Annotated in this window: 22 protein-coding genes and 2 tRNA genes; 16 read left to right on the plus strand and 8 right to left on the minus strand. The window is 58.3% G+C overall.

The annotated features are described in order from the left end of the window. Positions 1–68: 68 nt before the first annotated feature. The gene (locus BR41_RS19570; RefSeq protein ID WP_035060495.1) at positions 69–1106 is read left to right on the plus strand and encodes an oxidoreductase; all 1038 of its coding nucleotides are present in this window, start codon (positions 69–71) and stop codon (positions 1104–1106) included. A gap of 657 nt (positions 1107–1763) precedes the next feature. Here BR41_RS19570 and BR41_RS19575 read toward each other — a convergent pair. After that, positions 1764–2516, minus strand: a complete 753-nt coding sequence (locus tag BR41_RS19575) for a pteridine reductase (protein ID WP_035060497.1) — start codon at positions 2514–2516, stop codon at positions 1764–1766. A gap of 48 nt (positions 2517–2564) precedes the next feature. Between BR41_RS19575 and BR41_RS19580 the strand changes: the two genes are divergently transcribed. The 4 genes from BR41_RS19580 (at position 2565) to darG (ending at position 5992) form a co-directional block, all read left to right on the plus strand. Beyond that, positions 2565–3731 (plus strand): class I SAM-dependent methyltransferase, encoded by a 1167-nt coding sequence (locus tag BR41_RS19580; protein WP_245616006.1) that lies wholly within the window; start codon positions 2565–2567, stop codon positions 3729–3731. Between the two features lie 48 nt (positions 3732–3779). After that, positions 3780–3856: transfer RNA gene (locus tag BR41_RS19585), tRNA-Met, on the plus strand. Positions 3857–4250: 394 nt separating this feature from the next. Further along, positions 4251–4937: a type II toxin-antitoxin system toxin DNA ADP-ribosyl transferase DarT gene (gene darT / locus BR41_RS19590; protein ID WP_035060499.1), complete on the plus strand. Its 687-nt coding sequence runs from the start codon at positions 4251–4253 to the stop codon at positions 4935–4937. 17 nt (positions 4938–4954) lie between these two features. Further along, positions 4955–5992: a type II toxin-antitoxin system antitoxin DNA ADP-ribosyl glycohydrolase DarG gene (darG, locus tag BR41_RS19595; protein WP_211251814.1), complete on the plus strand. Its 1038-nt coding sequence runs from the start codon at positions 4955–4957 to the stop codon at positions 5990–5992. Between the two features lie 146 nt (positions 5993–6138). Here the strand turns inward: darG and BR41_RS19600 are convergent, their stop codons facing one another. Genes BR41_RS19600 through BR41_RS25305 form a run of 6 tightly spaced genes read right to left on the minus strand, consistent with a single transcriptional unit; the run spans position 6139 to position 11573 of the window. Further along, the gene (locus BR41_RS19600; RefSeq protein WP_211251815.1) at positions 6139–6735 is read right to left on the minus strand and encodes a M48 family metallopeptidase; all 597 of its coding nucleotides are present in this window, start codon (positions 6733–6735) and stop codon (positions 6139–6141) included. Continuing rightward, positions 6732–7016 (minus strand): hypothetical protein, encoded by a 285-nt coding sequence (locus BR41_RS19605; protein WP_035060505.1) that lies wholly within the window; start codon positions 7014–7016, stop codon positions 6732–6734. The genes BR41_RS19600 and BR41_RS19605 overlap by 4 nt, the downstream gene beginning before the upstream one ends. Before the next feature lies 1 nt (position 7017). After that, positions 7018–7944: an endonuclease NucS domain-containing protein gene (locus BR41_RS19610; RefSeq protein ID WP_035060507.1), complete on the minus strand. Its 927-nt coding sequence runs from the start codon at positions 7942–7944 to the stop codon at positions 7018–7020. 7 nt (positions 7945–7951) lie between these two features. After that, positions 7952–9184 (minus strand): restriction endonuclease subunit S, encoded by a 1233-nt coding sequence (locus BR41_RS23225; protein ID WP_051711415.1) that lies wholly within the window; start codon positions 9182–9184, stop codon positions 7952–7954. Beyond that, entirely contained in the window at positions 9175–11244 is a 2070-nt protein-coding gene (locus BR41_RS19620; protein WP_245616008.1) for a type I restriction-modification system subunit M, read from the minus strand. Before BR41_RS19620 ends, BR41_RS23225 begins: the two co-directional genes overlap by 10 nt. Beyond that, on the minus strand, positions 11220–11573 hold the full coding sequence (locus BR41_RS25305) for a type I restriction-modification system subunit M N-terminal domain-containing protein (RefSeq protein ID WP_245616010.1): 354 nt from the start codon (positions 11571–11573) through the stop codon (positions 11220–11222). Before BR41_RS25305 ends, BR41_RS19620 begins: the two co-directional genes overlap by 25 nt. 318 nt (positions 11574–11891) lie before the next feature. Between BR41_RS25305 and BR41_RS19630 the strand changes: the two genes are divergently transcribed. The 9 genes from BR41_RS19630 (at position 11892) to ybeY (ending at position 17485) form a co-directional block, all read left to right on the plus strand. Next, positions 11892–11968 (plus strand) — tRNA-Met (locus BR41_RS19630). Positions 11969–12093: 125 nt separating this feature from the next. After that, positions 12094–12420: a hypothetical protein gene (locus BR41_RS19635; RefSeq protein WP_035060511.1), complete on the plus strand. Its 327-nt coding sequence runs from the start codon at positions 12094–12096 to the stop codon at positions 12418–12420. A gap of 21 nt (positions 12421–12441) precedes the next feature. Then, positions 12442–13818, plus strand: a complete 1377-nt coding sequence (gene miaB, locus BR41_RS19640) for a tRNA (N6-isopentenyl adenosine(37)-C2)-methylthiotransferase MiaB (RefSeq protein ID WP_035060513.1) — start codon at positions 12442–12444, stop codon at positions 13816–13818. A 23-nt stretch (positions 13819–13841) separates the two neighbouring features. Next, on the plus strand, positions 13842–14183 hold the full coding sequence (locus BR41_RS19645; protein ID WP_035060515.1) for a hypothetical protein: 342 nt from the start codon (positions 13842–13844) through the stop codon (positions 14181–14183). Further along, complete coding sequence (locus tag BR41_RS19650; protein WP_035060517.1) at positions 14176–14799, plus strand: YecA/YgfB family protein; 624 nt, start codon at positions 14176–14178, stop codon at positions 14797–14799. Before BR41_RS19645 ends, BR41_RS19650 begins: the two co-directional genes overlap by 8 nt. A gap of 6 nt (positions 14800–14805) precedes the next feature. Next, positions 14806–15228 (plus strand): EamA family transporter, encoded by a 423-nt coding sequence (locus tag BR41_RS19655; protein WP_035060518.1) that lies wholly within the window; start codon positions 14806–14808, stop codon positions 15226–15228. A 23-nt stretch (positions 15229–15251) separates the two neighbouring features. Further along, the gene (locus tag BR41_RS19660) at positions 15252–15959 is read left to right on the plus strand and encodes a YcxB family protein (protein WP_035060519.1); all 708 of its coding nucleotides are present in this window, start codon (positions 15252–15254) and stop codon (positions 15957–15959) included. 9 nt (positions 15960–15968) lie between these two features. Next, positions 15969–17000, plus strand: a complete 1032-nt coding sequence (locus tag BR41_RS19665; RefSeq protein ID WP_035060521.1) for a PhoH family protein — start codon at positions 15969–15971, stop codon at positions 16998–17000. Next, entirely contained in the window at positions 16997–17485 is a 489-nt protein-coding gene (gene ybeY / locus BR41_RS19670) for an rRNA maturation RNase YbeY (RefSeq protein ID WP_035060523.1), read from the plus strand. Before BR41_RS19665 ends, ybeY begins: the two co-directional genes overlap by 4 nt. Before the next feature lie 405 nt (positions 17486–17890). On the opposite strand, the gene acpA is transcribed toward ybeY, so the two are convergent. After that, the gene (gene acpA, locus BR41_RS19675) at positions 17891–20035 is read right to left on the minus strand and encodes an acid phosphatase (RefSeq protein ID WP_035060525.1); all 2145 of its coding nucleotides are present in this window, start codon (positions 20033–20035) and stop codon (positions 17891–17893) included. Positions 20036–20205: 170 nt separating this feature from the next. Here acpA and BR41_RS19680 point away from each other — a divergent pair, with 170 nt between their 5' ends. Together BR41_RS19680 and BR41_RS19685 are read left to right on the plus strand one after the other, a co-directional pair. Continuing rightward, complete coding sequence (locus BR41_RS19680; protein ID WP_084187445.1) at positions 20206–21555, plus strand: cytochrome-c peroxidase; 1350 nt, start codon at positions 20206–20208, stop codon at positions 21553–21555. Between the two features lie 196 nt (positions 21556–21751). Continuing rightward, the gene (locus BR41_RS19685; RefSeq protein WP_035060527.1) at positions 21752–24154 is read left to right on the plus strand and encodes a hypothetical protein; all 2403 of its coding nucleotides are present in this window, start codon (positions 21752–21754) and stop codon (positions 24152–24154) included.

Here is a 24154-nt window from a genome sequence, read left to right on the forward strand (position 1 = left end):
TCGTTCGCCGACCACGCGCGCAGTACGATTTACGACCTTCGTTGCAGCCCGAAATCAAGCGAGCAGACATGAACCAAGCGATCCGCACCGCCCTCGTCGGCTATGGCTATGCCGGCAAGACCTTTCACGCGCCGCTACTGGTCAGCGTACCGGCCATCTATCTCTCCACGGTCGTCTCCAGCGACGAAGCCAAGGTACACGCCGATTGGCCGGATGTAGCCGTCACTGACCTCGATAGCGTGCTTGCCGATCCGGAGATCGAGCTGGTCGTTGTCGCCACGCCGAACGACACCCATTTCGACATCGCCAAGCGTGCGCTGCTGGCTGGCAAGCATGTCGTCGTCGACAAACCGTTCACCGTCACCGTCGCCGAAGCACGCGAGCTGGATGCCCTCGCCCACGAGCAACAACGGGTGCTGTCGGTATTCCATAACCGCCGCTGGGATGCCGACTTCCTCACCGTCAAACGCTTGCTCGGCACCGGCGAGCTGGGCGATATCGTGCACTTCGAATCGCACTTCGATCGCTTCCGCCCGGAAGTGCGCCAACGCTGGCGCGAATCCGCCGCCCCCGGCGCCGGCCTGTGGTACGACCTCGGCCCGCATTTGATCGATCAGGCGCTGCAGCTGTTCGGCCCACCAGAAGCCGTCTTCGCCGACCTCGCCACCCGCCGCGACGGCAGCGAGAACGTCGACGACGCCCACGTGCTGCTGCGCTACCCAACGCATCGCGTGGTGCTGCACGCCAGCATGCTCGTCGCCGGCGGCCTGCCGCGCTTCTCGATCCACGGCAAACGCGCCAGTTTCGTCAAATACGGGCTGGATACGCAGGAAGACGTGATGAAAGCCGGCGAGATGCCGGGCTGCGATGGCTGGGGCGAGGACAGCAATGACGGCACGTTGTTTGTCGGCACGGCCGGTCATCCCAATGCGGAAACCGTCCCGACCATGGCTGGCGACTATCGCCAGTACTACGCCGCCATCGCCGCTGCGATCGGCAACGAAGCCGCCAACCCGGTGCCGGCGAGCGAAGCAATTGTGGTGATGAAGATTCTGGAATTGGCGATAGAGAGTGCGGGGCAGCGGCGGGAGTTGGGGTTTTCTTGAGTTGCCAATAAAAGCCTGAGCCGCCTCTAGGAGCGAGCTTGCTCGCGATGCTTTTGTTCCCTCTCACATCTCGTGCAAGGCTTTGCCTTGCTCAGGGAAAGTGGGAAGCGGTTAGGGTGGTGATGAAGAACGCGGCCTGTGGTAGTGCCCTCACCCCCGGCCCCTCTCCCGTAAACGGGCGAGGGGAGAAAAACGCAGCGCTTTCGTAGGATGGGTGGAGCACAAGCGATACCCATGCGGTTTCGTCAACGTGAGCGATGGGTATCGCAAGCTCAACCCATCCTACGCGCCAGTCAAAAAGGACCGCGATGGATCAACCCAAGTCCCCCTCTCCTTCACAGGAGAGGGCTGGGGAGTAGATGGTCTGCCCCCCTTTCAAAAGCGCCCCTCCAGCCAGTCCGGCACGGGGGTTTCGGGGATCGAGTGTTTGAGGGCCTTGGCCCGAGTTTTCGATTCCCGCCCGTGACGGGCTGGCTGGCGGGGGTATCTGGCGCTTGCGACAGACGCTTTTGCAGGGTCGCCTTGGGATTGTTAAGGGGCTTGGCGAGACAAGCCCCTTAACCCGGCCGCGCGACGGAACGCGCTGTAATGCCTTTACTCGCGCCAACGGCGCTAAACCTTAAATTATGCAGCGTGAGCATCCAGCCCACGCTTCCCCTACAACACCACACTCCTCCCCCCATCCACCGGCAACACCACCCCCGTCAGATACGGCGCCTCCAGCAAAAACAGAATCGCCTGCGCCAGATCGCCCGGCTCGCCGGTGCGGCCCAGCGGAATGCTGGCCCGAATCCGCTCCCGCTCCGCCTCGTCGAACGCACGGCCGTCGTCCGGCCACAGATTGCTGCCCGGCGCGATGGCGTTCACCCGCACGGCGGGAGCCAATTCGCGGGCCAGCCCCTTCGTCATCGCCACCAAACCCGCCTTGGCGACGGTGTAGAGCATGAAGCCTGGATAGGGTCGATCGACATGGATATCTGCGATGCTGACGATGCAGCCACCCGTCTTGGTCAATTCCGGCGCGGCAGCCTGCGCGAGGAACAGCGGCGCTTTCAGGTTGGAACCCACCAGGTCATCCCACGCTGTATCGGTGAATGTGCCCACCGGCGTGGCAAAGAAGGACGAGGCGTTGTTGATTACTGCATCAAGCCGGCCGAAATGCGTGACGGCGGCTGCGACCAGCTCCGGCAAGCGCGCCACGTTCACCAGATCAAGCTGCGCCAGCGCAATTGAATCCGGCCGGACGGCGTTGAGTTCGTCCGCCAATGCCTGCGCCTCATCGCGGCTGGCGCGGTAATGCAGCAAAACTCGCCACCCCGCCGCATGCAGCCGGCGCACAATCGTCGCCCCCACCCGCTTCGCTCCGCCGGTGACCAATGCCACCTTGCCATTCGTTGCCGTGCCGCCCATACCTGCTCCACCAGTTACAATCGAGTTTTGACCGATTTTCATTGCATCGTGACGACCCCGCAACTCCCCGCCCCCACTCCCGAAGCCGCTGCCGCCAGCCAGCAACTGATCGAGCGCATCCGCGCCGCCATCGAATCCGCCGGTGGCTGGCTGCCATTCGATGCCTATATGCGCATGGCGCTGTACGAACCGGGCCTTGGTTACTACAGCGGCGGCGCGACCAAGTTCGGTGAAGCGGGCGACTTCGTTACCGCGCCAGAGATGTCGCCATTGTTCGGCGCTTGTGTAGCGGAAACGGCGGCGGCGACGCTAGCGGCACTAGATGGTGGCGACGTTCTGGAGTTCGGCGCAGGCACTGGCGTACTCGCAGCGCAAATCCTCGCCGAGCTGGAACGACTCGGCCAATTGCCAACGCGTTATTGCATCGTCGATTTATCCGGTGAACTGAAGGAACGCCAGCACGCCACGCTCGCTACTCGCGTGCCGCACTTACTTGAGCGCGTCGTCTGGCTGGATGCGCTGCCGGAAAATTTCCGTGGTTTCGTGGTCGCCAACGAAGTGCTCGATGCGATTCCGTGCGCGCTGATCGCCACCGACGATGACGGCACGCCACGGCAGCGCGGCGTAGTCTGGCAGGATGGTTTCCAGTGGCAAGACCGGCCGCTCCCCGCTGGCCCCCTGCTGGATGCCGCCGAAGAACTCGACCTGCCGCCCGGTTACATCACCGAAATCAGCCTGGAAGCACGCGGCTTTACCGCCAGCATCGCCGGCCTGCTCGAAGCCGGCACGGCGCTGCTGATCGATTACGGCTTCCCGGCCCGCGAGTACTACCACCCGGAGCGCCACATGGGCACGCTGCTGGGCCATTACCGACACCACACCATCCACGATCCCTTCTTCCTGCCCGGCCTGACTGACCTGACCTGCCACGTGGATTTCTCGGCCATTTTCGAAGCAGGCACCGAAGCCGGCATGCTGCTGGAAGGCTATGTGTCGCAAGCGCAATACCTGCTGGATGCCGGGCTGTTGAGCCGGCTCGAAGCACTAGGCGCGGACAACACTGCGCTTTATCTGCCCGCCGTAGCCGCAGTGCAAAAACTCAGTAGCCCGGCCGAAATGGGTGAGCTGTTCAAGGCCATCGTATTCTCGAAAAACCTCGTGCTGCCGGCGTTACTGCCGGGATTCCGGCAGGCGGATGAGTCGTATCGCTTGTGAGCACACTTGACAGCTTGATGAGCGGACGGCAGAATCTCGCGTTCTCATGGCTATGTAGCTCAGTCGGTTAGAGCACAGCACTCATAATGCTGGGGTCACAGGTTCGAGTCCCGTCATAGCCACCAGATTTGCGTACAAGCGCTGCAGAAAAGCCGTTGATTTTGAATGAAAATTCCGAATCAGCGGCTTTTTTGCGTTCTGTTCACCAATCATCGATCATCGACCAAAGGAGACCGTTGGTACACCACTAGCGAACACCATTTGATCACCGCCACACGAGTCAGTGATCATCATCCAGGCCCGCGCCAATCCAGCCACGAACAACGACCGCCAGCAAACATGCACAACTCAAGTCGGTTAAGCTCATAGCGAAATGAGGAGCCCTGAGCCCACTGGTATTGAAACCTGCGGAATCTTTTCAGGCCCCACGCCCAACCAGGCTGCGACCTTAAACATGACGGCGCTCAACGAAATCGAGTCGGAAGCATGAAACCAAAAAGTCATTGAGGAAACATCCGCATGAGCCAAGTGCCCGAGCGTATTTTTTTGTTTCATATGACCGCGATCACCAACCTCCCCGCTATTTTTGCGGACGGCGCGATACTGGCCAAGAATGTTCTCGCTGAACGCGATGTTGCGTATGACAACATTGCGCATGGCCATATTCAGGGGCGCCGTGCCGCCAAAAAGGTTGTGCTGCCACCGGGAGGCAATCTCCATGACTACGTGCCGTTCTACTTCGCCCCTCGGTCGCCGATGCTGATGGCAATCCACGGTGGCAAAGTGGTGGGATGCACAACAAATCAGGCAGACATTGTGTATCTGGTAAGCAGCCCGCAGAATGTCGCCCGGTCCGGATTGCCATTTGTATTTTACGATCTGCATGCGGCAGTTGATTACAGCACTTGCTACGACGATCTTGCTAGACTGGATCAGATCGACTGGACGTTGATCACAGAGCGACCTCATTTGGCTGATGGCAGCGAATACTGTAAATACTTCAATAATGTGCCAGACCATGAACGCTGGTTTCGCCGCATGGAAGTCCGCCAAGCTGAGTTCCTTGTTCACCAGCGAGTTCCCCTTGGGAGCCTGCTTGGGATCGCGACACATAATGAGCAAAAACGGCAAGAAGTAAGTGCATTACTGAGCCAAGCCGGGCTTACAGAGATAAAAGTGATTGCTAAGCCGGGTTGGTATTTCTAAATGAAAAAGGAATTATCGTGAGCATCACGCTCATGACGGGCGACCTCTTGGAACAACAGGTGGACGCTATCGTCAACACGGTCAACTGCGTCGGCGTAATGGGCAAAGGTATCGCCTTACAATTTGCCCGCAGATCGCCGGAAAACCTGAAAGCCTACCAGCACGCCAGCAAGGAAGGCATGGTGCGGGTTGGCCATATGTTCGTGTTTGACGCCGGCCCGTTGGCTCAGCCGCACTTCATCATCAATTTTCCGACCAAGGACCACTGGCGAGCTCGTTCGAAAATGAGCTACATCGACGACGGGCTACAAGACTTGGTTCAACAGATCCGTGCGCTCGGGATTCGCTCGATTGCCATACCTCCACTTGGATGCGGCAATGGAGGGCTGGACTGGAATGAGGTACGCCCTCGCATCGAATCCGCATTTGCCGATCTCGACGATATCGATGTGCGCCTTTTTGAACCTGCAGGGGCGCCGCCTCCGCAAAAAATGATAGCGCATACATCTCGCCCCAAAATGACGCGCGGACGTGCGGCATTGGTGAAGCTGATGGCAGCTTATAGCGAACTTGATTACAGCCTGAGCAAAATTGAAGTGCAGAAGCTCGGCTACTTCTTGCATGTGGCAGGCGTATTACCCGACCTCGGCTACGTAAAGGGAAAGTTCGGCCCTTATTCCGACCAATTGCGTCATGTGCTTGAACGCATGGAAAGCCACTATATCCAAGGCTTGGGAGACCACGACAGCCCCGCAGAAATCCGACCGTTGCCAGAAGCATTGAGCGATGCAGATGCCTTCCTGTCTTCATCGGATGAATCAGAACACAGAGCAAAGATCGAGAGCCTTGCGGAGCTAATCAGCGGGTATCAAACGCCATATGGCATGGAGCTGCTCGCTACAGTGCATTGGGTTGCACGCAACGACGCGCACGCAAAATCTGCCGACGAGGCGATTACCGCAGTGCATGCCTGGAATGATCGCAAAGCACGCGTAATGCGCCCGGAACATATCCGCTCTGCCTGGAATCACCTGGCTAGCCAAGGCTGGATTTAGCCCCCCTCGTTCAATATCTGGCCAAATAAAGTAAATGGGCCAGAAAGCAACAGCCACATGCCTCATCATCACGACCCGAATTCACGTCAAGGTCACTCGCGAATCGAGGAAGCAAGGCACAAGCCGTTGCCGCTGATTTGGGTTGGCTACATCCAGTCCTCATGAGCCAGCGGCATCTCGTTCAGGCGGTCTCGGTGTGCTCGCCACTGCGGCAGGTGTCGATCCAATAAAGCCACCATCCGGTCATTATGGTGCCGCTCCAGCAGGTGCGTCAGTTCGTGCACCACGATGTATTCAAGACATTGCACAGGCTTTTTGGCCAACTCCAGATTGAACCAAACACGGCGAGCTTCAGTGTTGCAGCTCCCCCACTTGGTTTTCATCTTTTTGATACCCCACGCAGCCAGCACCACACCAAGCTCTGCCTGCCATTTTTCCAGCAATGAAGGGATTAACGTGCGCAACTGCGCCCGATACCACTTATTCAGCACCAGCTCACGCTGACCTGCGGTCAATCCCGGACTCACAAACAAATCCAACGTGGCCTTACCCTTCAATGCGACACGACTACGGCCCGGCTGCTCATGAACGCGAAGGCGATAGCGCTGCCCCAGAAAGTAATGGCTTTCACCGCTGACCATTTCACGCCGTGATTGACGTGGTTGAGCAGCAAACCTCGCTTTCTGCCGTTTGATCCAGCCCAGCTTGCCAATGACAGCCAAACGAATCGCATCGTCACTCACCAACAGCGGCGCAGCAACACGCACCTTCCCGTTGGGCGGATACGGTCATACAGCGACTTGCTGCGGTCATCCGCCGTTTTGTCGAATTTTGAAAGCGCGCGGCTGATCAGCGCTTCATCGGCACCTTGCTTTACCAGCCACGCCCGCAATAGCTCAGGTTCGATATTCGCGTTACCGGCCCGGTCGATCCAGTTGCCCAGATAGTCGTAACCGAGTTGATCGCGGAACAGCGCAATCACCCGTTCTTGTGTTGCCTTCTCAACCGCACCGACTTCGCTCATCTCAGACCTTCAAAAGTTTGAAACTGACTTGGTATCGATAAAACTCAACGTGCCGCGTTACCGCCAATGCACGCCGAATACGCTGATCATCATCAAGCGCAATGATCACACCGCGCACGCTCTGGCCCGGCTCGGCCAGTTCTTGTTGTACATAGCCCATATAACGCAGCACCTGCCCAACCACCGCATCGCTGGCGCGGCCCTTCTTCAACTCGACCACCAGCAACTGCGATTTGTCCTTGCTGATCGCCAGGATATCGAGCGGGCCGGTATCGGTCGGGTATTGCTGGCCAACGAATTCGCCATCTTCCTGATAGATGTCGTAGTCACGACCGAGGTCGGTGCTGGCCCAGTTCGCCACCAGAAAGTCTTCGAGGTGCTTCTCCATCACGAAGGCAATCGCATCCTCGACCTCGGCATCCGTCGCGACGACCGCCGGCTGAGTTGCGCCGCCAAGCAACCGCTCGATCTCATCGTGGTAACGCGACACATCGCTCACCGTGCCGATCGACCCGGTCGAGTTACGCAATGGCTCGCTCATGTCAGCACGGGCAATCGTCACCGGCAACCAACGCACCGCGCGACGATGCGGCAGCACGGCCCCCGGCACGTAGCTGTATTCGCTACACACCTCACCAACGCGATAAGTGCCGGCGCCATCCGGACACAGCACGATGTCGCCGACCCGAATGCCTTTCGACACCGTCCACAATGCGCCGCACGCCAGCCCGGCGCCAATACGGGTCTTGCCAGAGTTGGCGGCAAGCCAGACCGGAATAAAGGCATGGTTGAACGTGAGCCGGTCTTCCGGCAGCGCCGCGCTCAGATCTTGCTGGATATCGAAATCGGTGCCGATGAAATTGCCGGCAAAGCACACCGAAGCGTGGCTACTGCCACGGCCCAACATCACGCGATAGTAGTTTTTCATTGCGAATTCAGATCAATCGAATTTGGCCGGTCAGTAATTGCTGCATCATCCCCTGTTTGAGCTGGCGGGCTTTGTTGCGGCGCTGTTCGAGAATGGTGATTTCGGCATCCATGTCGGACAAAAAATCGACAATTGCTTGCTGTTCAGCAAGTGACGGAGATGAGAAAATAAATTCTTTCATATCGACTGCATAAAGATGGAAGACCGTTGAACCGGAAACCAATTGAAGAATCTGGCCCTCCTCATAGCGAATTACATAGCTCAAAAAAGTGCCACAAACGCGACCTGCATCTACTCGGACAATGAGGATATCACCACCGAGAACAACATCATCTATTAAAAGGCAGCTTGCCTTAGCCAACCCTCGCGGAGTGACATCCGACGTAGGCATTAACACATCATTTGCAATAGAGCGGAAACAGTCGCCTAAGAAATCAGTGCGGCCATTCACATACTGAATCGTTTCCGAGTATTTTGTAAACAATTCACCATAATGAATACATGATTCCGACCCAAATTCGTTAAGTGCACTTTTCGGCAACCCTTTCCCTTTATGGAATAAGGCCACGTCTCCCAGCCGCATCGTCTGCCACTCACCATCAAACCCCGGCAATCGCGTCTTGCCAGTCAGCAGTTGCTGCATCGCGGCTTGCTTGATGTCGCGCTTCTTGGCGATGAGCTGATCCAGCCCGCTAATCAGCGCATCAATGTCGGAGAGCACGGTAGCAATCGCCTCCTGCTCTAATTCATCCGGCACAGGCAGCGGGACCACGGCCAATTTCTCCTTTGCCAGGTGAGCAATACTCGTCTGCGTTACATAATTAGCAAGCAGTCCATGCTCAGTCCAATAACCGAAATACTGCAAGAGTAAACGAGAGCTAAATCCCTTTAGAGGACGAAGGCGATGCAACGCCTTCTGGTAATAACATTCGTCAATCGGCTCATTCCAAATTGCAGCTCGACCGACCTCGCCACCTTCGCAAACGAGCAAATCTCCGGCTTTCAAACGAAAGCGCACAAGATCTTCATTGCTCATAGACATTGTTGGCAATGCATCGACGTCAATCGAGCCCCATTGCACAGACTTGTTACCCAAATAAGGCTTACTGACACCTACGTTCTTTTCTGAATCGAGCATTTTCCCGAGTTGGATTTCAAATTCGACCCCAACTCTTGAGAGCCTCCACTCCGCAGGATAATCAGCCGACTTATGATTTTTCAGCACTGGCTTCAGCCCCATACGAACCCCATCGTCTTCAGATGTTCGTCAACCCGAGCCGATAGCGCATCAACCTCATTCATCAATTGCGGCAATGGCGTCGAATAGCGCTCCGCCAGCTGTTTGACCCGCCCCGCCAAGGCTTGCGACACGCGATCGAGTTCGCTCTGCGCGTCGGCGCGCAGCGTCGCTAGCCATTTGTCGTTGACCAATAAATCCATGACCTCCAACTCGGTCAGCGCCTGGTACTTAGCCTTGACTTGGGTGGCAAGCAGAGTTTGGGCGGTCTTTACGGCACGGCTGGCCTCGGCTTCGTCATTGAGCACGAGCAGCACCCGAATGGCCAGCTCGGCCAAGTCCGGGTTTGCGTTCATTTCACGCTGCATGGCCTTGGTCCAATCCTTCATGCTCTTCAAGGTGAACCTGCCCTTGTCGGTTTTGGCTTCCTCCAGCAGGCCGTCCTCGCCGCCATGCTCTTCCATCAGCGCTTCCAGTTCGCGGCTAATGGCGTCACGTTTTGCCTCCAGGACCTCTATGTGCGCCACCTCTGTCTGGAAATACCGAGCGACCAACAGTGCATCGGGCAGCAAGTCGGTATTGGGTTGGCCGTTGGTCCAGGCTTGCCAGCCGTCCGATGCGACCATATAGGCATCGTCCTGCATCGTTTCCGCCCAGTAGCTCATCAGGTGCTGGTAAACGTCGTAGGCGTCAATCAGTGGCGCTGGCTCAAACTGGCGCAGGATCGCCTCGGAGATCGTGTTGATCAGGGTCTTGGGGTGGCTGCCGATAACGATCGCTTTCAAATGGATGCACGCCATATCAGCCCATGCATTGAAGTGATCGTTCACTTGCGACTGGAACACGACGAATTCCGGGTGCTGAAAGATCACCGGCCTGATTTCGCTGGCCGTATTGCGACTACGGCTGTAACCAGCGCGGTCTGGTGCGAACAGCGCTGCCTTGAGGTTGGGAAAAACCTGCCAGTAGGCATCGAGCGCATCGATGTCGGCATTGGGGATGCCACCCTTTAGGTGGGCTTCGATGTCTTGCAGGTCTTCTGGCTCGCTAGCGTCGATGTAGCGCGGCAGGTTGAGGTTGAAGTCATTGGCTTCGATATCGGCCAACGATGCGCGTTTGGAATATTTGTCGCACTCAATCTCGTTGATGAAGGTATCGACAATCTTGTGGATGTCTTGCTCACGCAAGCGGTTCTTGTTGCCGTCTTTCGCAAAGCCACGACTGGCATCAATCATAAAGATGCCTTTGCGCACCGCTGAGTGCGCCTTATCGAGCACGATGATGCAGGCAGGGATACCGGTGCCGAAAAACAGGTTGGCGGGCAGACCGATGATGCCTTTGATGTAACCCTGCTCAACGATGCGCTTGCGAATCGCGCCTTCGGCTCCGCCACGGAACAGCACGCCGTGCGGCAGAATCACCGCACCCTTGCCGGTGCTTTTGAGCGACGTGAGGATGTGTAGCAGGAAGGCATAATCGCCATTCTTTTCCGGTGGAATACCGTATTCAAAACGGCCGAATTCGTCGTTGGCCGGGTCGAAACCGTTGCTCCATGCTTTGGTCGAGAACGGCGGGTTGGCAACGACAAAATCAAAGGTTTTGAGGGCGCCGTTTGGCTGCTTGAGGCGAGGCGTAGAGAGCGTGTTGTCTTTGTATATATCGTGCACGGCAGCAGTGCAGTCGTGCAGAATCATGTTCATCTTGGCCAGCGCGCTAGTAGCGTTGTCCATTTCCTGGCCGTAAATGGCGAGGTCGAGGCGCCGCGCGCCATGCTTGGCTTCATCGTGGGCCTTGAGCAACAGCGAACCCGACCCACAAGTCGGATCATAAATGGTCTGGTCGGGCGAGTTGGCATCGCCGACGCCGATGACCTTCGCCATGATGCGCGAGACCTCGGCCGGAGTATAGAACTGCCCCTTGCTCTTGCCCGACTCAGTGGCGAAGTGGCGCATCAGGTATTCGTAGGCATCACCGAGGATGTCGTCACCCTCGGCGCGGTTGCCGCTGAAATCGAGCCCGGGCGTATCGAAGATAGAAATCAGATTGGAGAGGCGATCAACCATCTCCTTGCCCTTGCCGAGCTTTTCCGGGTCGTTGAAGTCGGCAACGTCGATACGCCCTTGAGCTCGTTGGCTTCAGCGAGCCGGGCGATGATCTTGTTGATATGGTCACCGATCTCCTTGTCGCCCTTGAGCGCGACCATGTCGGCAAAACTGCCGCCTGCAGGCACGTCGATCAGTGCATCCCGCTTGCCGGCGTATTTGTCCGACACGTATTTCATGAACAGCAGGACCAGCACATAGTCCTTGTATTGCGAAGCATCCATCCCGCCGCGCAGCTCGTCGCAGCTTTTCCAGAGGGATGAATACAGTTCGGATTTCTTGATGGCCATGGGATCTTTTAATGACAACAGCAATGAGACAAGTCGCGAATTATGCGGTGGTTAAGGGCATATTGTCCTTGGTAGTGAAAGGCTTGAAGCATAGGTTCAACGATGCCTCAGGAGTCGCCGGATACGAATCGGCACTCAGCGAAGGCCGGCGCTGCACCACCCAGCCCAAGGACGGCCTCACTCTCACGATGCCCACTAGCCATAATTGACAAGCGGTCACCCTCTTTAGCCAATTTCGGCTACAATTTGAACCCCTTGAAATTCAAGGGATTGCGTAGCGCCTCGGGTATCAACACCTGCTTAACGCATTTGGTGCATGGCTATGTAGCTCAGTCGGTTAGAGCACAGCACTCATAATGCTGGGGTCACAGGCTCGAGTCCCGTCATAGCCACCAGATGTGAAGCCCGAGTCCCCGGACTCGGGCTTTTTGCATTGCCCGGCGACCCCATGCCGGCGTGCTACGATGGGGGTTCGTCCCCGTCCGCCCATGCGAACGCGCTTTTCCGTGGAGAAATCACGATGCGCAAGTTACTGATTCTGTTGTGCTTGGTCTCCGGCTTTGCCTGGAGCTTCGAGCGCCCGTTGCCACCAAACGGCATCTACGGCGAGATGAAGTCGTTCGCCCCCGGCGAAATCAAGATCGACGACAAAACCTACGGCAGCGGCCCCGGTTTACGCGTCTTCAACACCCAGAACATGATCATCCAGCCCGGCACTGTGCCGCAGGCCAATTCGGTGTGGTTCCAGCTGGAGCCAAACGGTTACGTCTGGAAACTCTGGCTGCTGTCCGATGAGGAAGCGGCTCGTATCAAACAGCGTCTGAAAGACGTCGTCACGACGCAATAAGCAGCAAAAGCGAGAAACAAAGTGGTTGAGAACGCGGGCAAGAAAGTATTCATCAAGACCTTCGGTTGCCAGATGAACGAGTATGACTCGGACAAGATGGTCGACCTGCTGCACGCTACCGAAGGCTTCACCAAGACCGACAAGGTGGAAGAAGCGGACGTCATCCTCTTCAACACCTGTTCGGTGCGCGAGAAAGCGCAGGAAAAAGTGTTTTCCGATCTTGGTCGCGTCAAGGAGCTCAAGCTCGCCAACCCCAACCTCGTGATCGGCGTTGGCGGCTGCGTGGCATCGCAAGAAGGCGCGGAAATCGTCAAGCGCGCCCCCTATGTGGATGTCGTGTTCGGCCCGCAGACGCTGCACCGCCTGCCCGACCTGATCGCCAAGAAGCGCGCCTCGGGCCTCGCCCAAGTGGATATCTCCTTCCCTGAAATCGAAAAGTTCGACCACCTGCCGCCGGCACGGGTCGAAGGCGCGTCGGCGTTTGTCTCGATCATGGAAGGCTGCTCCAAGTTCTGCTCGTTCTGCATCGTGCCGTACACCCGCGGCCAGGAAGTCAGCCGCCCGTTCGAAGATGTGCTGACCGAAGTCGCCGACCTCGCCCAGCAAGGCGTGAAGGAAATCACGCTGCTGGGCCAGAACGTGAACGCCTATCGCGGCGTGATTCACGATAGCGGCCTCGATGGCGAAGAAAAAGACATCGCCGACTTCGCCATGCTGCTCGAATACGTGCACGAAATCCCCGGCGTGGAGCGCATCCGCTACACCACCAGCCACCCGCGCGAAATGACCCAGCGCATCGTCGATTGCTACAAGAAGCTGCCCAAGCTGGTGTCGCATCTGCACTTGCCGGTGCAGGCGGGCTCGGATCGCACGCTGGTCAACATGAAGCGCGGCTACACCACGCTGGAATACAAATCGCTGGTGCGCAAACTGAAAGAAGCACGGCCGGGCATCTGCCTGTCGTCCGACTTCATCGTCGGCTTCCCCGGCGAAACCGAAGACGACTTCGAACGCACCATGAAGCTGATCGAAGACGTGCAATTCGATGCCAGTTTCAGCTTCATCTACAGCATGCGCCCCGGCACCCCGGCCGCCGATCTGCCGGACGACGTGCCGCCGGAAGTCAAAACCCGCCGCCTGATGCGCCTGCAAGCCCGCATTGAAGCGCTGGCGCAGGAAGTGAACCGCAGCATGGTCGGCACCGTGCAGCGCGTGCTGGTCGAAGGCTTTGCGCGTAAGAACGCCGAAGAACTCGCCGGCCGCACCGATAACAACCGCATCGTCAACTTCGCCGGCCCGGCCCGTTTGCTGAACCAGTTCTGCGAAGTGGTCATTACCGAGGCCTATCCGCACAGCCTGCGCGGCGAGATCGTGACGCGGGAAACCGTCCACGCCTGAGCCGCCCAACCGGAGCGAACACCATGCGACGCCGCACGATCAGCTACCTGAAACGCCACGGCGTCGTTGCACTGATCGTCATGGCCGTGGCCTTCATTGGCTTCGCCTCGTTCTCGGTCAACCTGCTGATGGTGTTGCATGCCAATCTGTCGTTCATCTGGGAGCACGGCTGGTTTGCCCTGCGCCTTGGCGCGCTCGAGCAGTTGATCGGCCTGCTGTTCAGCGGCGTCGCCGCACTGCTGTTCTACCTGTTGTTCAAGACCTGCGAAAAACTGCTGGTCGAAAAAATTTCCGATACTGCGACCGCCGACAAGCCCAAGAGCGAGCCGGCTACCGCGCCACCAAGGGACGCCAAGCATGGCTAAAGACCAGGAACTGATTGCGCCACTGACCGAAACCGAACTGGACGAACTGGCCAGCTTCCTTGAATCCGATGCTTCGCCAGAGCAAGCGATGGATCTATCGATGCTGCAAGGCTTCCTGACCGCGCAACTCGTCGGCCCGGAAGAGCCGCTGCCGGATGCGTGGTTTGGTCTGGTCTGGGGTGAGAACGGCGAGCGCCCGAAGTGGGAGTCGCCCGCACAGCAAGAACACATCGGCGACCTGATCCTGCGCCTCTATAACCAGCTCTCCGACGAGCTGCGCAGCGAGCCGCCGACCTTTACACCGATGGTGTATCAGGACGAAGAACGCCAGCTCGATATCGCCCAGCAGTGGTGCTATGGCTTCATGCTCGGCACCTCGGTCAACGCCGAAGGCTGGCAAGAGATGCTGGACGACGATGACGGCATCGAGCTGATCGCGCCGATTCTGGACTGTGCCGACGACGAAGCCCGCGCCAGCATGGAAGAAGCCGGCGACGACATCGCCCAGTTCGAGCATGACCTCGCCGCTGCGCTGCCGGAAATCGTACCGGCCATCCACGCCTACTGGCTCGACCGCGCGCCCGCACCGAAGCGCGCTCCCGGCCGCCGGCGGTAAAGCCACGTGGAAAGCTGGGTTCTCTACGCCCTGCTCTCCGCCGGCTTTGCCGGCCTTGTAGCGGTCTCCGCCAAGATCGGGCTAGCCAATATCAGTGGCGATCTGGCGCTCGGCATCCGCACCGGGGTGATCTTCATCCTGGTCGCCTTCAATACCGTGCTCGGTCGGCACTACGTTGAGGCTGACAAACTCAGCGGCCGCGAATGGGGCTTCCTGGTGTTCTCCGGCGCGGCCACCATGCTGTCCTGGCTGTTCTATTACCGCGCCGTGAAACTCGGCCCGGTTTCCGGCGTGGCGCTGATCGACAAATCCAGCGTGCTAATCACGCTACTGCTGTCTTTCCTGGTGCTGGGCGAGCCGCTCTCTTGGCGTGTTGCAGTCGGCGGCGCGTTGATCGTCGGCGGTTTTCTGGTCCTGACGCTGAAATAGGCGGCGCATTGGGGAATTCAAACTTGCAATCTGACGTTGCCACTCTCGATACGATCGAAATCAATCTCACGCCGAAGCTGCTGCGCAAAGCAAATTTGCAAGTCGCCTTTGAACGCCATAAATGGCTGCCCTTCGCACTGGTCATGCCTTGGGTTGCGATTTGTGCATCAATCTGTGCACTCATCTGGGCCGCCACCAGCATGATGTCCATCGAGTGGCGAAGCCGAACGGCGTTCCGGGCCATCTCAGCCGCGCTGGATCAGCCGGAGATCGGACAGCTGCAGGCATTGCCAGCCTATCGGCACCTGATTGCAAGCATCGCGGACTTAGCCAATACCGGTTTCGTGGATGCGTTGGGCCGAAACACACTCCTGATTGAATTCGGTGCGACACTCCCTATGCTCGTCCTGCTTGCCGCCCGCCTCGCCAAGCGAACCCAGCAAGGGGTGCAGCCCCACAAATTGGCCGTGCGCTTTGATGCGGAAGGTCTGCATGTACTGCGCGGCAACAGCCACAATATCCATCCTTGGTCTGCCATTGAATCCGTCGTACTCCGGCAACCACCCGGCCGCCTGCCTGGGTTCGTGCTGGTGCATCTCGAATTCGGTTATACCTATCTCTGGCCCGAATCAGCCTTTGCCAGCCGCGAGCAATGGCTATATACCGGCCACCAACTGACTGCGTTGCATCTGGCCAGCCGGATGCCGTTGGTCAAGTCTGCCTCTGAGTGAGATTCCGCTTTGCCTAACGATACGATTTCCTTCCTCCCCGCCGATAACACCCGACTGGCCAACCTGTGCGGCCCGCTCGATGAAAACCTCAAGCAGATCGAGAACGCGCTCGACGTGAACATCGCTCGCCGTGATGTCCATTTCCGGGTCGCCGGCAAACCGAAACAAATCCAGCTGGCACTCGATGCACTCGAATACTTCTACAACCAGGCGCAAGACCCGCTGGAGCTGGACGACATCCAGCTCGGCATCATCGAACTGACCCGCGCGCCGGAAGACGAGCCGATCGACCCGGATGCCCCGGTGCTGCGTACCCGTCGCGCTGACCTGCGCGGCCGCACGCCCCGGCAGACGCAATACATCAAGGCAGTGATGGATCACGACATCACCTTCGGCATCGGCCCGGCCGGCACCGGCAAGACCTATCTGGCCGTCGCCTGTGCGGTCGATGCGCTGGAGCGGGATGCGGTAAAGCGACTGGTACTGGTTCGCCCGGCCGTCGAGGCTGGCGAGAAGCTCGGTTTCCTGCCCGGCGATCTGGTGCAAAAGGTCGACCCCTACCTGCGCCCGCTGTACGACGCGCTGTACGACCTGATGGGCTTCGACAAGGTCACCAAGCTGTTCGAGAAAGGCATCATCGAGATCGCCCCCCTCGCCTTCATGCGTGGCCGCACGCTCAACCACTCTTTCGTGATTCTGGATGAAGCGCAGAACAGCTCGCCGGAGCAGATGAAGATGTTCCTGACCCGGATCGGCTTCGGCTCCAAGGCCGTCATCACCGGCGACCCGACCCAGATCGACCTGCCGAAGAACCAGAAGTCCGGCATTGTCGATGCGCAGGAAGTGCTGCAAGGCATCCGTGGCATCGCGCTGCATTACTTCACCAGTGCCGACGTCGTTCGCCACCCGCTGGTGCAAAAAATCGTTGATGCCTACGACAAGAAGGCCAAGGAACGCGAAGTCGAAGCGGCGCAGAAAAAAGCGGTTCGCGATGCCGAGCGGGATGCCGCCCGTGCCGCTGAAAGAGGGAGCCACGAATGAGTCGTCGTCTGAAGCTATCCTTGCAAATCGCCAGCGATGCCAAAGGTCTACCCGCCAAATCCGAGTTCAAAACCTGGGCCGAAGCGGCGCTGCAAGCCGGTGTGAAGCAAGCCGAGATCACCGTCCGCATCGTCGATGCCGAAGAAGGCCAGACGCTCAACCGCGACTATCGGGGCAAGGATTACGCCACCAACGTACTGACCTTCACCTTCGATGAGGACATGCCGGCCATCGAAGGCATGCCGTTGCTGGGCGATCTGGTGCTGTGCGCGCCCGTGGTCGAGCGTGAGGCCGCCGAGCAAGGCAAGCCGCTCGCCAACCACTACGGCCACCTCATCGTGCATGGCGTACTGCACCTACAGGGCTACGACCATATCGAGGACGACGAAGCCGACGAGATGGAAGCGCTGGAAACAAAGATTCTGGCAACGTTTGGCATCACCGATCCGTATGCTGAGGAAGCAAGCGCCGACAAAGCCATGTAGGGCGGGTTAGACACATCGTGTCGTAACCGCCGGATCCACGCCATGACATCACACATGCGGCGGGTTACGCAGCAAGCTGCTAACCCGCCCTACGCGTCTACACAAACGGGCAGCCTGAGCTGCCCGTTTTTCATTGCGGTAAAACCGTTTACGACCGGAATTACTTCTGCGTGAAATCCAGCCCCTCGTAGCCCGGACGGCTTGCCGGCCGGGGTGACTTCGGTGGCCATATAACCCCGGCCAGCAAGCCGTCCGGGCTACATGTAGGAGCGAGCTTGCTCGCGATGGCCCTGTTTGGATATTCAAGGTCGCAATCGCGAGCAAGCTCGCTCCTACAAAAACCAAACAAAAACGGGCAGCCTAAGCTGCCCGTTTTGCATTGCGCGTTAACCAGACGGCTAACAATTACTTCTGCGTGAAATCCAGCGTCGCAGTCAAATCGCCCATCGGCTTGAAACCATTGGCGACCAGTGCGGCATCACGTGCCACCAAGCCATTCAGCGGCGTCAGGCCGAAGCGGTGGGTGATGAAGCGCAGGACCGAAGCCGTATCGTACTGGGTGTGATCGATAAAGCCCTTCTTGGCATACGGCGAGATCACGATGGCCGGAATCCGTGTGCCCGGGCCCCAGCGGTCGCCCTTCGGCACCGTGGCGTGGTCATAGAAGCCACCGTTTTCATCGTACGTCACCACAACCAGCATGTTCTTCCACTGCGGGCTGGCTTGCAGCTTGGCGATCACGTCGGCGATGTGCGCGTCGCCATCGGCCACGTTGGCATAACCAGGGTGCTGGTTCAGGTTGCCTTGCGGCTTGTAGAACGTCACAGCAGGCAGCTTGCCGGCGGCGGCGTCTTGCAGGAAGGCAGCATCGTAATCCTTCAAGTGCGCAGTACGCTCCGTAGCGCCAGTCGTCGAAGCCGGGTCGAAGCGGCTGTAGTAGTTGAACGGCTGGTGATGCGGCTGGAACTGGATCTTGCCGGAGTAGATCACGCTACGCGATGCGTTCGGTGCATCGGCAACCGCAGCGTTCCACGAACCGGCATACCAAGCCCAGTTGATGCCCTTGGCAGTCAGCTGATCGCCGACGGTGGTCTGCGTTTGCGCCGGCAGGGTCGTCGCCTTGCTCGGATCGGCGTAGGTCGCTGTGCCACCGGTAGCAGCCGTGTTACCGCTCGGCTGATACGGCGCCTGCATGGTGTTGACCGCGTAGAACATGCCGGAAGCATCCTTCGGCGTGATCGTGCTGTCCTTCAGGTAGACCGGCGCGCCATTCAGGACTGACGTCGGGTTGCCGGTGCCGGCGGTCAGGCGAACAAAGTTGCCCTTGGCATCGACATCGATAGCCGAAATGCTGTTCTTGGCCGGCGAGCTGGCGGCATCCGCGTTCGGATACGTCGGCGCACAAGCGCAGATCAGGTATTGGTGGTTCAGGAAAGAACCGCCGAACGCGCCCATGAAGAAGTTATCCGCCAGCGTGTATTGCTGGGCGAGCTTCCACATCGCCATCTTGCTGCCGTCGTAGTAGCCCATCGACAGGCCACCGGCATCCGAATACGCGGCGTACTGGTCGTTCTTGCCACCGTTGATCTGCATTTGATCGTTGTAGAAACGGTGCACCAGGTCACGCGTGATCACCGATTGCGGCACAACGATGCCGGTGCCGTTCACGCCGGCAGCAGCATCGATCTGGAACGGCTTGTTCGGCCAGTTCACGGTTTGTGCTTGCGTCACGGTCACGGTCTGGCCAGCGGCGGTCAGGCCACCCCAGGTCGGCGGCAGGACGGCCAGCGTGGAGCCATCGAAGTCTTTCTGCGCATCCGGCGTCTTGGCCGACGATGTCGGGTTTACGCCCGGAACACCATTGGCGCCGGGGAACAGGCCATAGAGGTTATCGAAGCCACGGTTCTCGGCGTAGATCACGACAACGGTGTTGATCTTGTCCAGCGCCAGACGGTTGCGCAGCGCCTTGGTGACATCGCCATCCTTGCCGGCTTCGGCAACGGCCTCGGTAATGCGGGCAATGGCTTGGTCGATCTCGTTCTTCAAGATCTTCTTGGCGTTCGCGTCGGTCAGCTTGTTGTGATCGGACAGCAACTGATCTTCGGTCACGCCCAACTTGGCAGCCAGCGCGGCGCGGGCGGTTTTCAGATCAAGGCCGCTGTCTTCCATGGTGGCAGCGAGTTCGGTCGAAATCGCGCTCACCACGGCATTGGCACCGGCCGGCGCACGGAACACCAGCGGATCGGTGATCGCCGTTTCTTTGCTGGTATCCGGGTCGTAACGGGTCGCATCGGTACCGACTTCGACCACGATGGCGCCTTGGCCGCTCAGCGAATAGACGCCATTGCTGTCGGTGTAGGTGCTCGGCTCATTGGCATCGCAACGACCGTTGTTGTTGATATCCAGGCACACCTTGGCGTGACGGAAATAGCTACCGGTCACAACGCCATTGGTCGTCGCCGACGCTGTGGGCGAGCTTTCGCCAACACAGCCGTAGAGCCCGCCCGCGAACACGGTCGCCAGCGGAATCAGGGTAAACATGCGCTTCATTTTTAGAAACCTTTTGGTCTGGAAGAACGCGGTGATTATGTAAGTGCGACTATTACGTGGGCATTTCGCTTTTATGGCGCTTTGTTTGGACGAAAGTAGAGACTTGTCACTTTTCCTTCATCTGCGACCTCTAGACTCGCTGGCTGAGAATGATTCCCATCGAAGCTGCCATGCCCTTCCTGCCTTTTCCTGCGTCCTCCCGCCTGCATCAACCGGCACTCATTTCCACCTTGTTAGCGGCTGGTGCAGCGCTCGCCTTGGTCGTCGGATTGGCCGGCTGCAACGATCACGCCACATCAGTGGCCCAGGCGGCCAGCGTCCCGGCCGGTGCCAATGCGGACTACGCCCCCACGCTCAAACGCCAGCCCAGCGCCGCAGAAATGACCGACCTTGGCCGCGCGCTGTTCTTCGATCGCACCCTCTCCGCCTCCGGCAAGATGGCCTGTGCCACCTGCCACGACCCGAACCATGCCTTCGGCCCGCCCAACAAGCTGGATGTGCAATTCGGCGGCGCGGACGGCAAGTTATTCGGCACCCGCGCCGCGCCATCGCTGCGCTACCTGCAAACCGTACCGGCCTTCACCGAACACTTCTTCGATAACGATGGCGACGACAGCGTCGATGCCGGCCCGACCGGTGGCCACACCTGGGACGGCCGCGCTCGCTCGGCACACGAACAAGCCCGGCTGCCGCTGCTCTCCAAGAACGAAATGGCTAATGCCTCACCCGCCGATGTCGTTGCCAAGATCAAGGCCGGCCCGAATGCCACGCAGTTCCGCAAAGTGTTCGGCGAAGACATCTTCAACAACAACGACACCGCCTTCCGCTGGGCCACCATGGCGCTGGAGGTCTACCAGCAGAACCCGGCCGACTTCTACCCCTACACCAGCAAGTACGACGCCTTCCTGCGCGGTCAGGTGCCGCTCTCCAAACAGGAGCTGCACGGCCTGGCGCTGTTCAACGATGGCGACAAGGGCAACTGCGCCTCCTGCCACATCAGCCAGAAAACCAACGACGGCGCCTTCCCGCAATTCAGCGACTTCGGCCACATCGCCGTCGGCGTACCCCGCAACCACAAACTGCCGGTCAACGCCGACGCCCACTACTTCGACCTCGGCCTGTGCGGCCCAGACCGCACCGACCTGAAAAACCACCCCGAATACTGCGGCCTGTTCCGCACCCCAAGCCTGCGCAACGTCGCCACGCGGCAGACGTTCTTCCACAACGGCAGCTTCCATTCACTGGAAGAGGTGGTGCGCTTCTATGTCACCCGCGACACCAACCCCGGCAAGTGGTATCCGAAAGACGCACACGGCAAAGTGCAGAAATACGACGACCTGCCTGCTCAGTATCAAGCGAACATCAACAACGAGCCCCCGTTCGGTGGCAAGCCCGGCGGTAAACCGGCGCTGACCGAGGCAGAGATTCGCGATGTGGTGGCGTTTATGAAGACCTTGAATGATGGGTACAAGGTTGAGGGGGATAAGGCTGTGGCTGGAGAAAAGACAGCGAAAAACTGACAAACATCCATCATGACTAGCAGCAGCCAATCACGCTGGCAGCCACGCTTTTGATGATTTCCCGCAGAAAGGGCGACTCGCATGAGTCGCCCTTTTTTCCATGCAAAAAAGAAAGGCTTGTAAGTGTTTATTCAGAAATCATCCGGCATAATTGCGCCGCTTTAACTAAATAACATCCTGAATAGAGAACACATCGATGAGCAAAAACAAGCCTCTCGTGGCCTGCCTGATCGCCGTAGCGATCGCGCTGGCCTTGCCCCTTGCCGGGTGCGGCGGCGGTGGCGGTTCGTCCACAACTAGCAGTTCAGCCCCCAGCGCGTCCACCTTGTCCGGTGTAGCAGCAACAGGCCTGCCGATCATTGGCGCGACCGTCACGATCAAGGATGCAGCCGGCACGACAGCAACCATCCAAACCGGCAACGATGGCAGCTACACGTTTGATACAAAAACACTGTCGACCCTCAAACTGCCGCTGATCATCAAAGTCTCCGGCGGTACGGTTGGCGGTCAAGCCAACAGCGTTGAGCTGTATTCGGTATCGACCACCGGCGGCATTGCCAATATCACGCCGCTCTCCCACCTGCTGTTGGCATCGCTCACCGGCCAATTGCCGGCTGACTTCTTTGCCGCCATCGGCAATGGTGCCTCGACCACGGTCGTAACCGACCAGAACGTTGCTGCCGCCCAGGCCAACGTGCTCGCCAAACTGCAAGCGCTGGGCATCGATGTTTCCGCGCTAAAAGACCTGATCAAGACTGCCATCAAGGCCGGTGACGCGACGGATGCGACCGACCAACTGCTCGACAAGCTCAACACCAAGCTTTCCAGCGTGACTGATGTCGCAACGACGCTGGCCACCGATACCATCGCCAAGAACAATGGCAAGGTGCCAACCAACGGCAAGGCCCCAACTGACACGCTGAGCGACGCAACCTATGGAGGGTGTATGGCGTTGAGCACGCTTCCCTCGGGACTAGCGGCAACGGATTTAGCTAGCCATTTACCGGAAACGCTGTCGTTATGGCATTACACCCAAGACAGTTTCAACAGCTACGGAGGGGGCGCAACGCGCGTATATGGGACTAGCAGTGATTCCGAATTGCGCGAGCAAGAAGAAATCAGCACAAGTTGGCTTGATGAAACCGGGACTAAGACTGCGATCGGCCTACCGTCGAAAAAAGTGATCAACCGTCAAACTGATACCGTTCATAACACTGTTTATGACAAACCGTATTATCTGCTTCAAACCGAATATTACTCACCGGTTGGGCGAGCCTATCTTGGACAATCCATTGTGGGCAGTAACGACAATCCGAGCGACTCGTTTGCGCAGTCCAATTACAACTGGAATTTCTATTACAACTCTAAGAAAGGGTCAGATGCCGCCCTGGACGGTTTAGCAAAAAACGTGGGGGTTAAATACAGCTGGAATGGCTATTCGGTAGGTTCTTTGATGGTAAAAACCACCGAGCCAGTCCAATACACCACCACTTACCAAGGAATGGAGCAAATCACGACACACCTCGGTACTTTCAATGCGTGCAAGATTGCCATCATCGGCACAAAGGTAGTTGACTCAGTGGGGAGCATAATCTCATTCACCGAAACACATTGGGATGTTAAAACGCTCGGAACGATCCGTCGGGACGATACGGAAATCAGCCGTCCAGCAAGCAGTCCAACCATAAAAAATTATGACTCTGCAGCTAGCCGGGAGCTCTACGGCAAACTGGTCGGCACGGTAAACTATGGCGATTCGCTGGTACCGAGCGACGAAACTTTGGGTTCTTGCCTGAAGACCGCAACGCTACCAGCACTGACAACGGGCAGTTCCACCGCAGCTGATGAGCACCGGCAAATCTACACCACGTATCTGCAGCAAAGTCTGGATGCAACCGGCAAGGCAACGTGGCAATCGAACCGCAATGCCACAATCATGGTGCAGGATACCCAGACCGCCGGCGATAGCTTTTACCTGAGCAATGGTGTACGCACTACTGTGCCGGCCAAATCCACGCCCTATCGTCTGACCGTGACCAGCAATACCAATCTGGCCGGTACGACCGATACTCGCCCTTGGTACATCAATGGCAAGCTCTTCAATGATGTGACGACGGGTGCTTATCTGGGCTGGGAAGAAGATGGCGATGGCGCCAACCCTGCCGACCTGAATGTGGGTACAAGCTACTTCCAGCGCGTCTATACGTCGATCAACTCGTCGCGTCCTGCATTCTGGAACAACGGACTGCGCAAGGGTGTGGCAGCACATGACATTAGTGATCGCTATACGGAAGCGAGCTGGATCACCGGTACCCAGGCAACCAGCCAGAACATGACGATTACGTATACCGGACGCGATACCGTCACCACGCCGCTCGGCACGTTCAGCGCGTGCAAGTTGCAGACAAATACGATCCAGTCACGCACCGGCTATACGACAACGACCGGTGAAACGCAGTGGCTAGTCCCGACTCTGGGCATCGTGCGGCAAAGCTATTCGGAAGACGGCAATAACGGTAGCTATAAGGACTGGCACATGGGGATGGTGCGCGACACCACCGGTGTCGTTCGCTCCGGCGTGCTGTACGGCAATATCTGA

The sequence above is a fragment of the Andreprevotia chitinilytica DSM 18519 genome, assembly GCF_000711875.1.
Taxonomy (GTDB): Bacteria; Pseudomonadota; Gammaproteobacteria; order Burkholderiales; family Chitinibacteraceae; genus Andreprevotia; species Andreprevotia chitinilytica.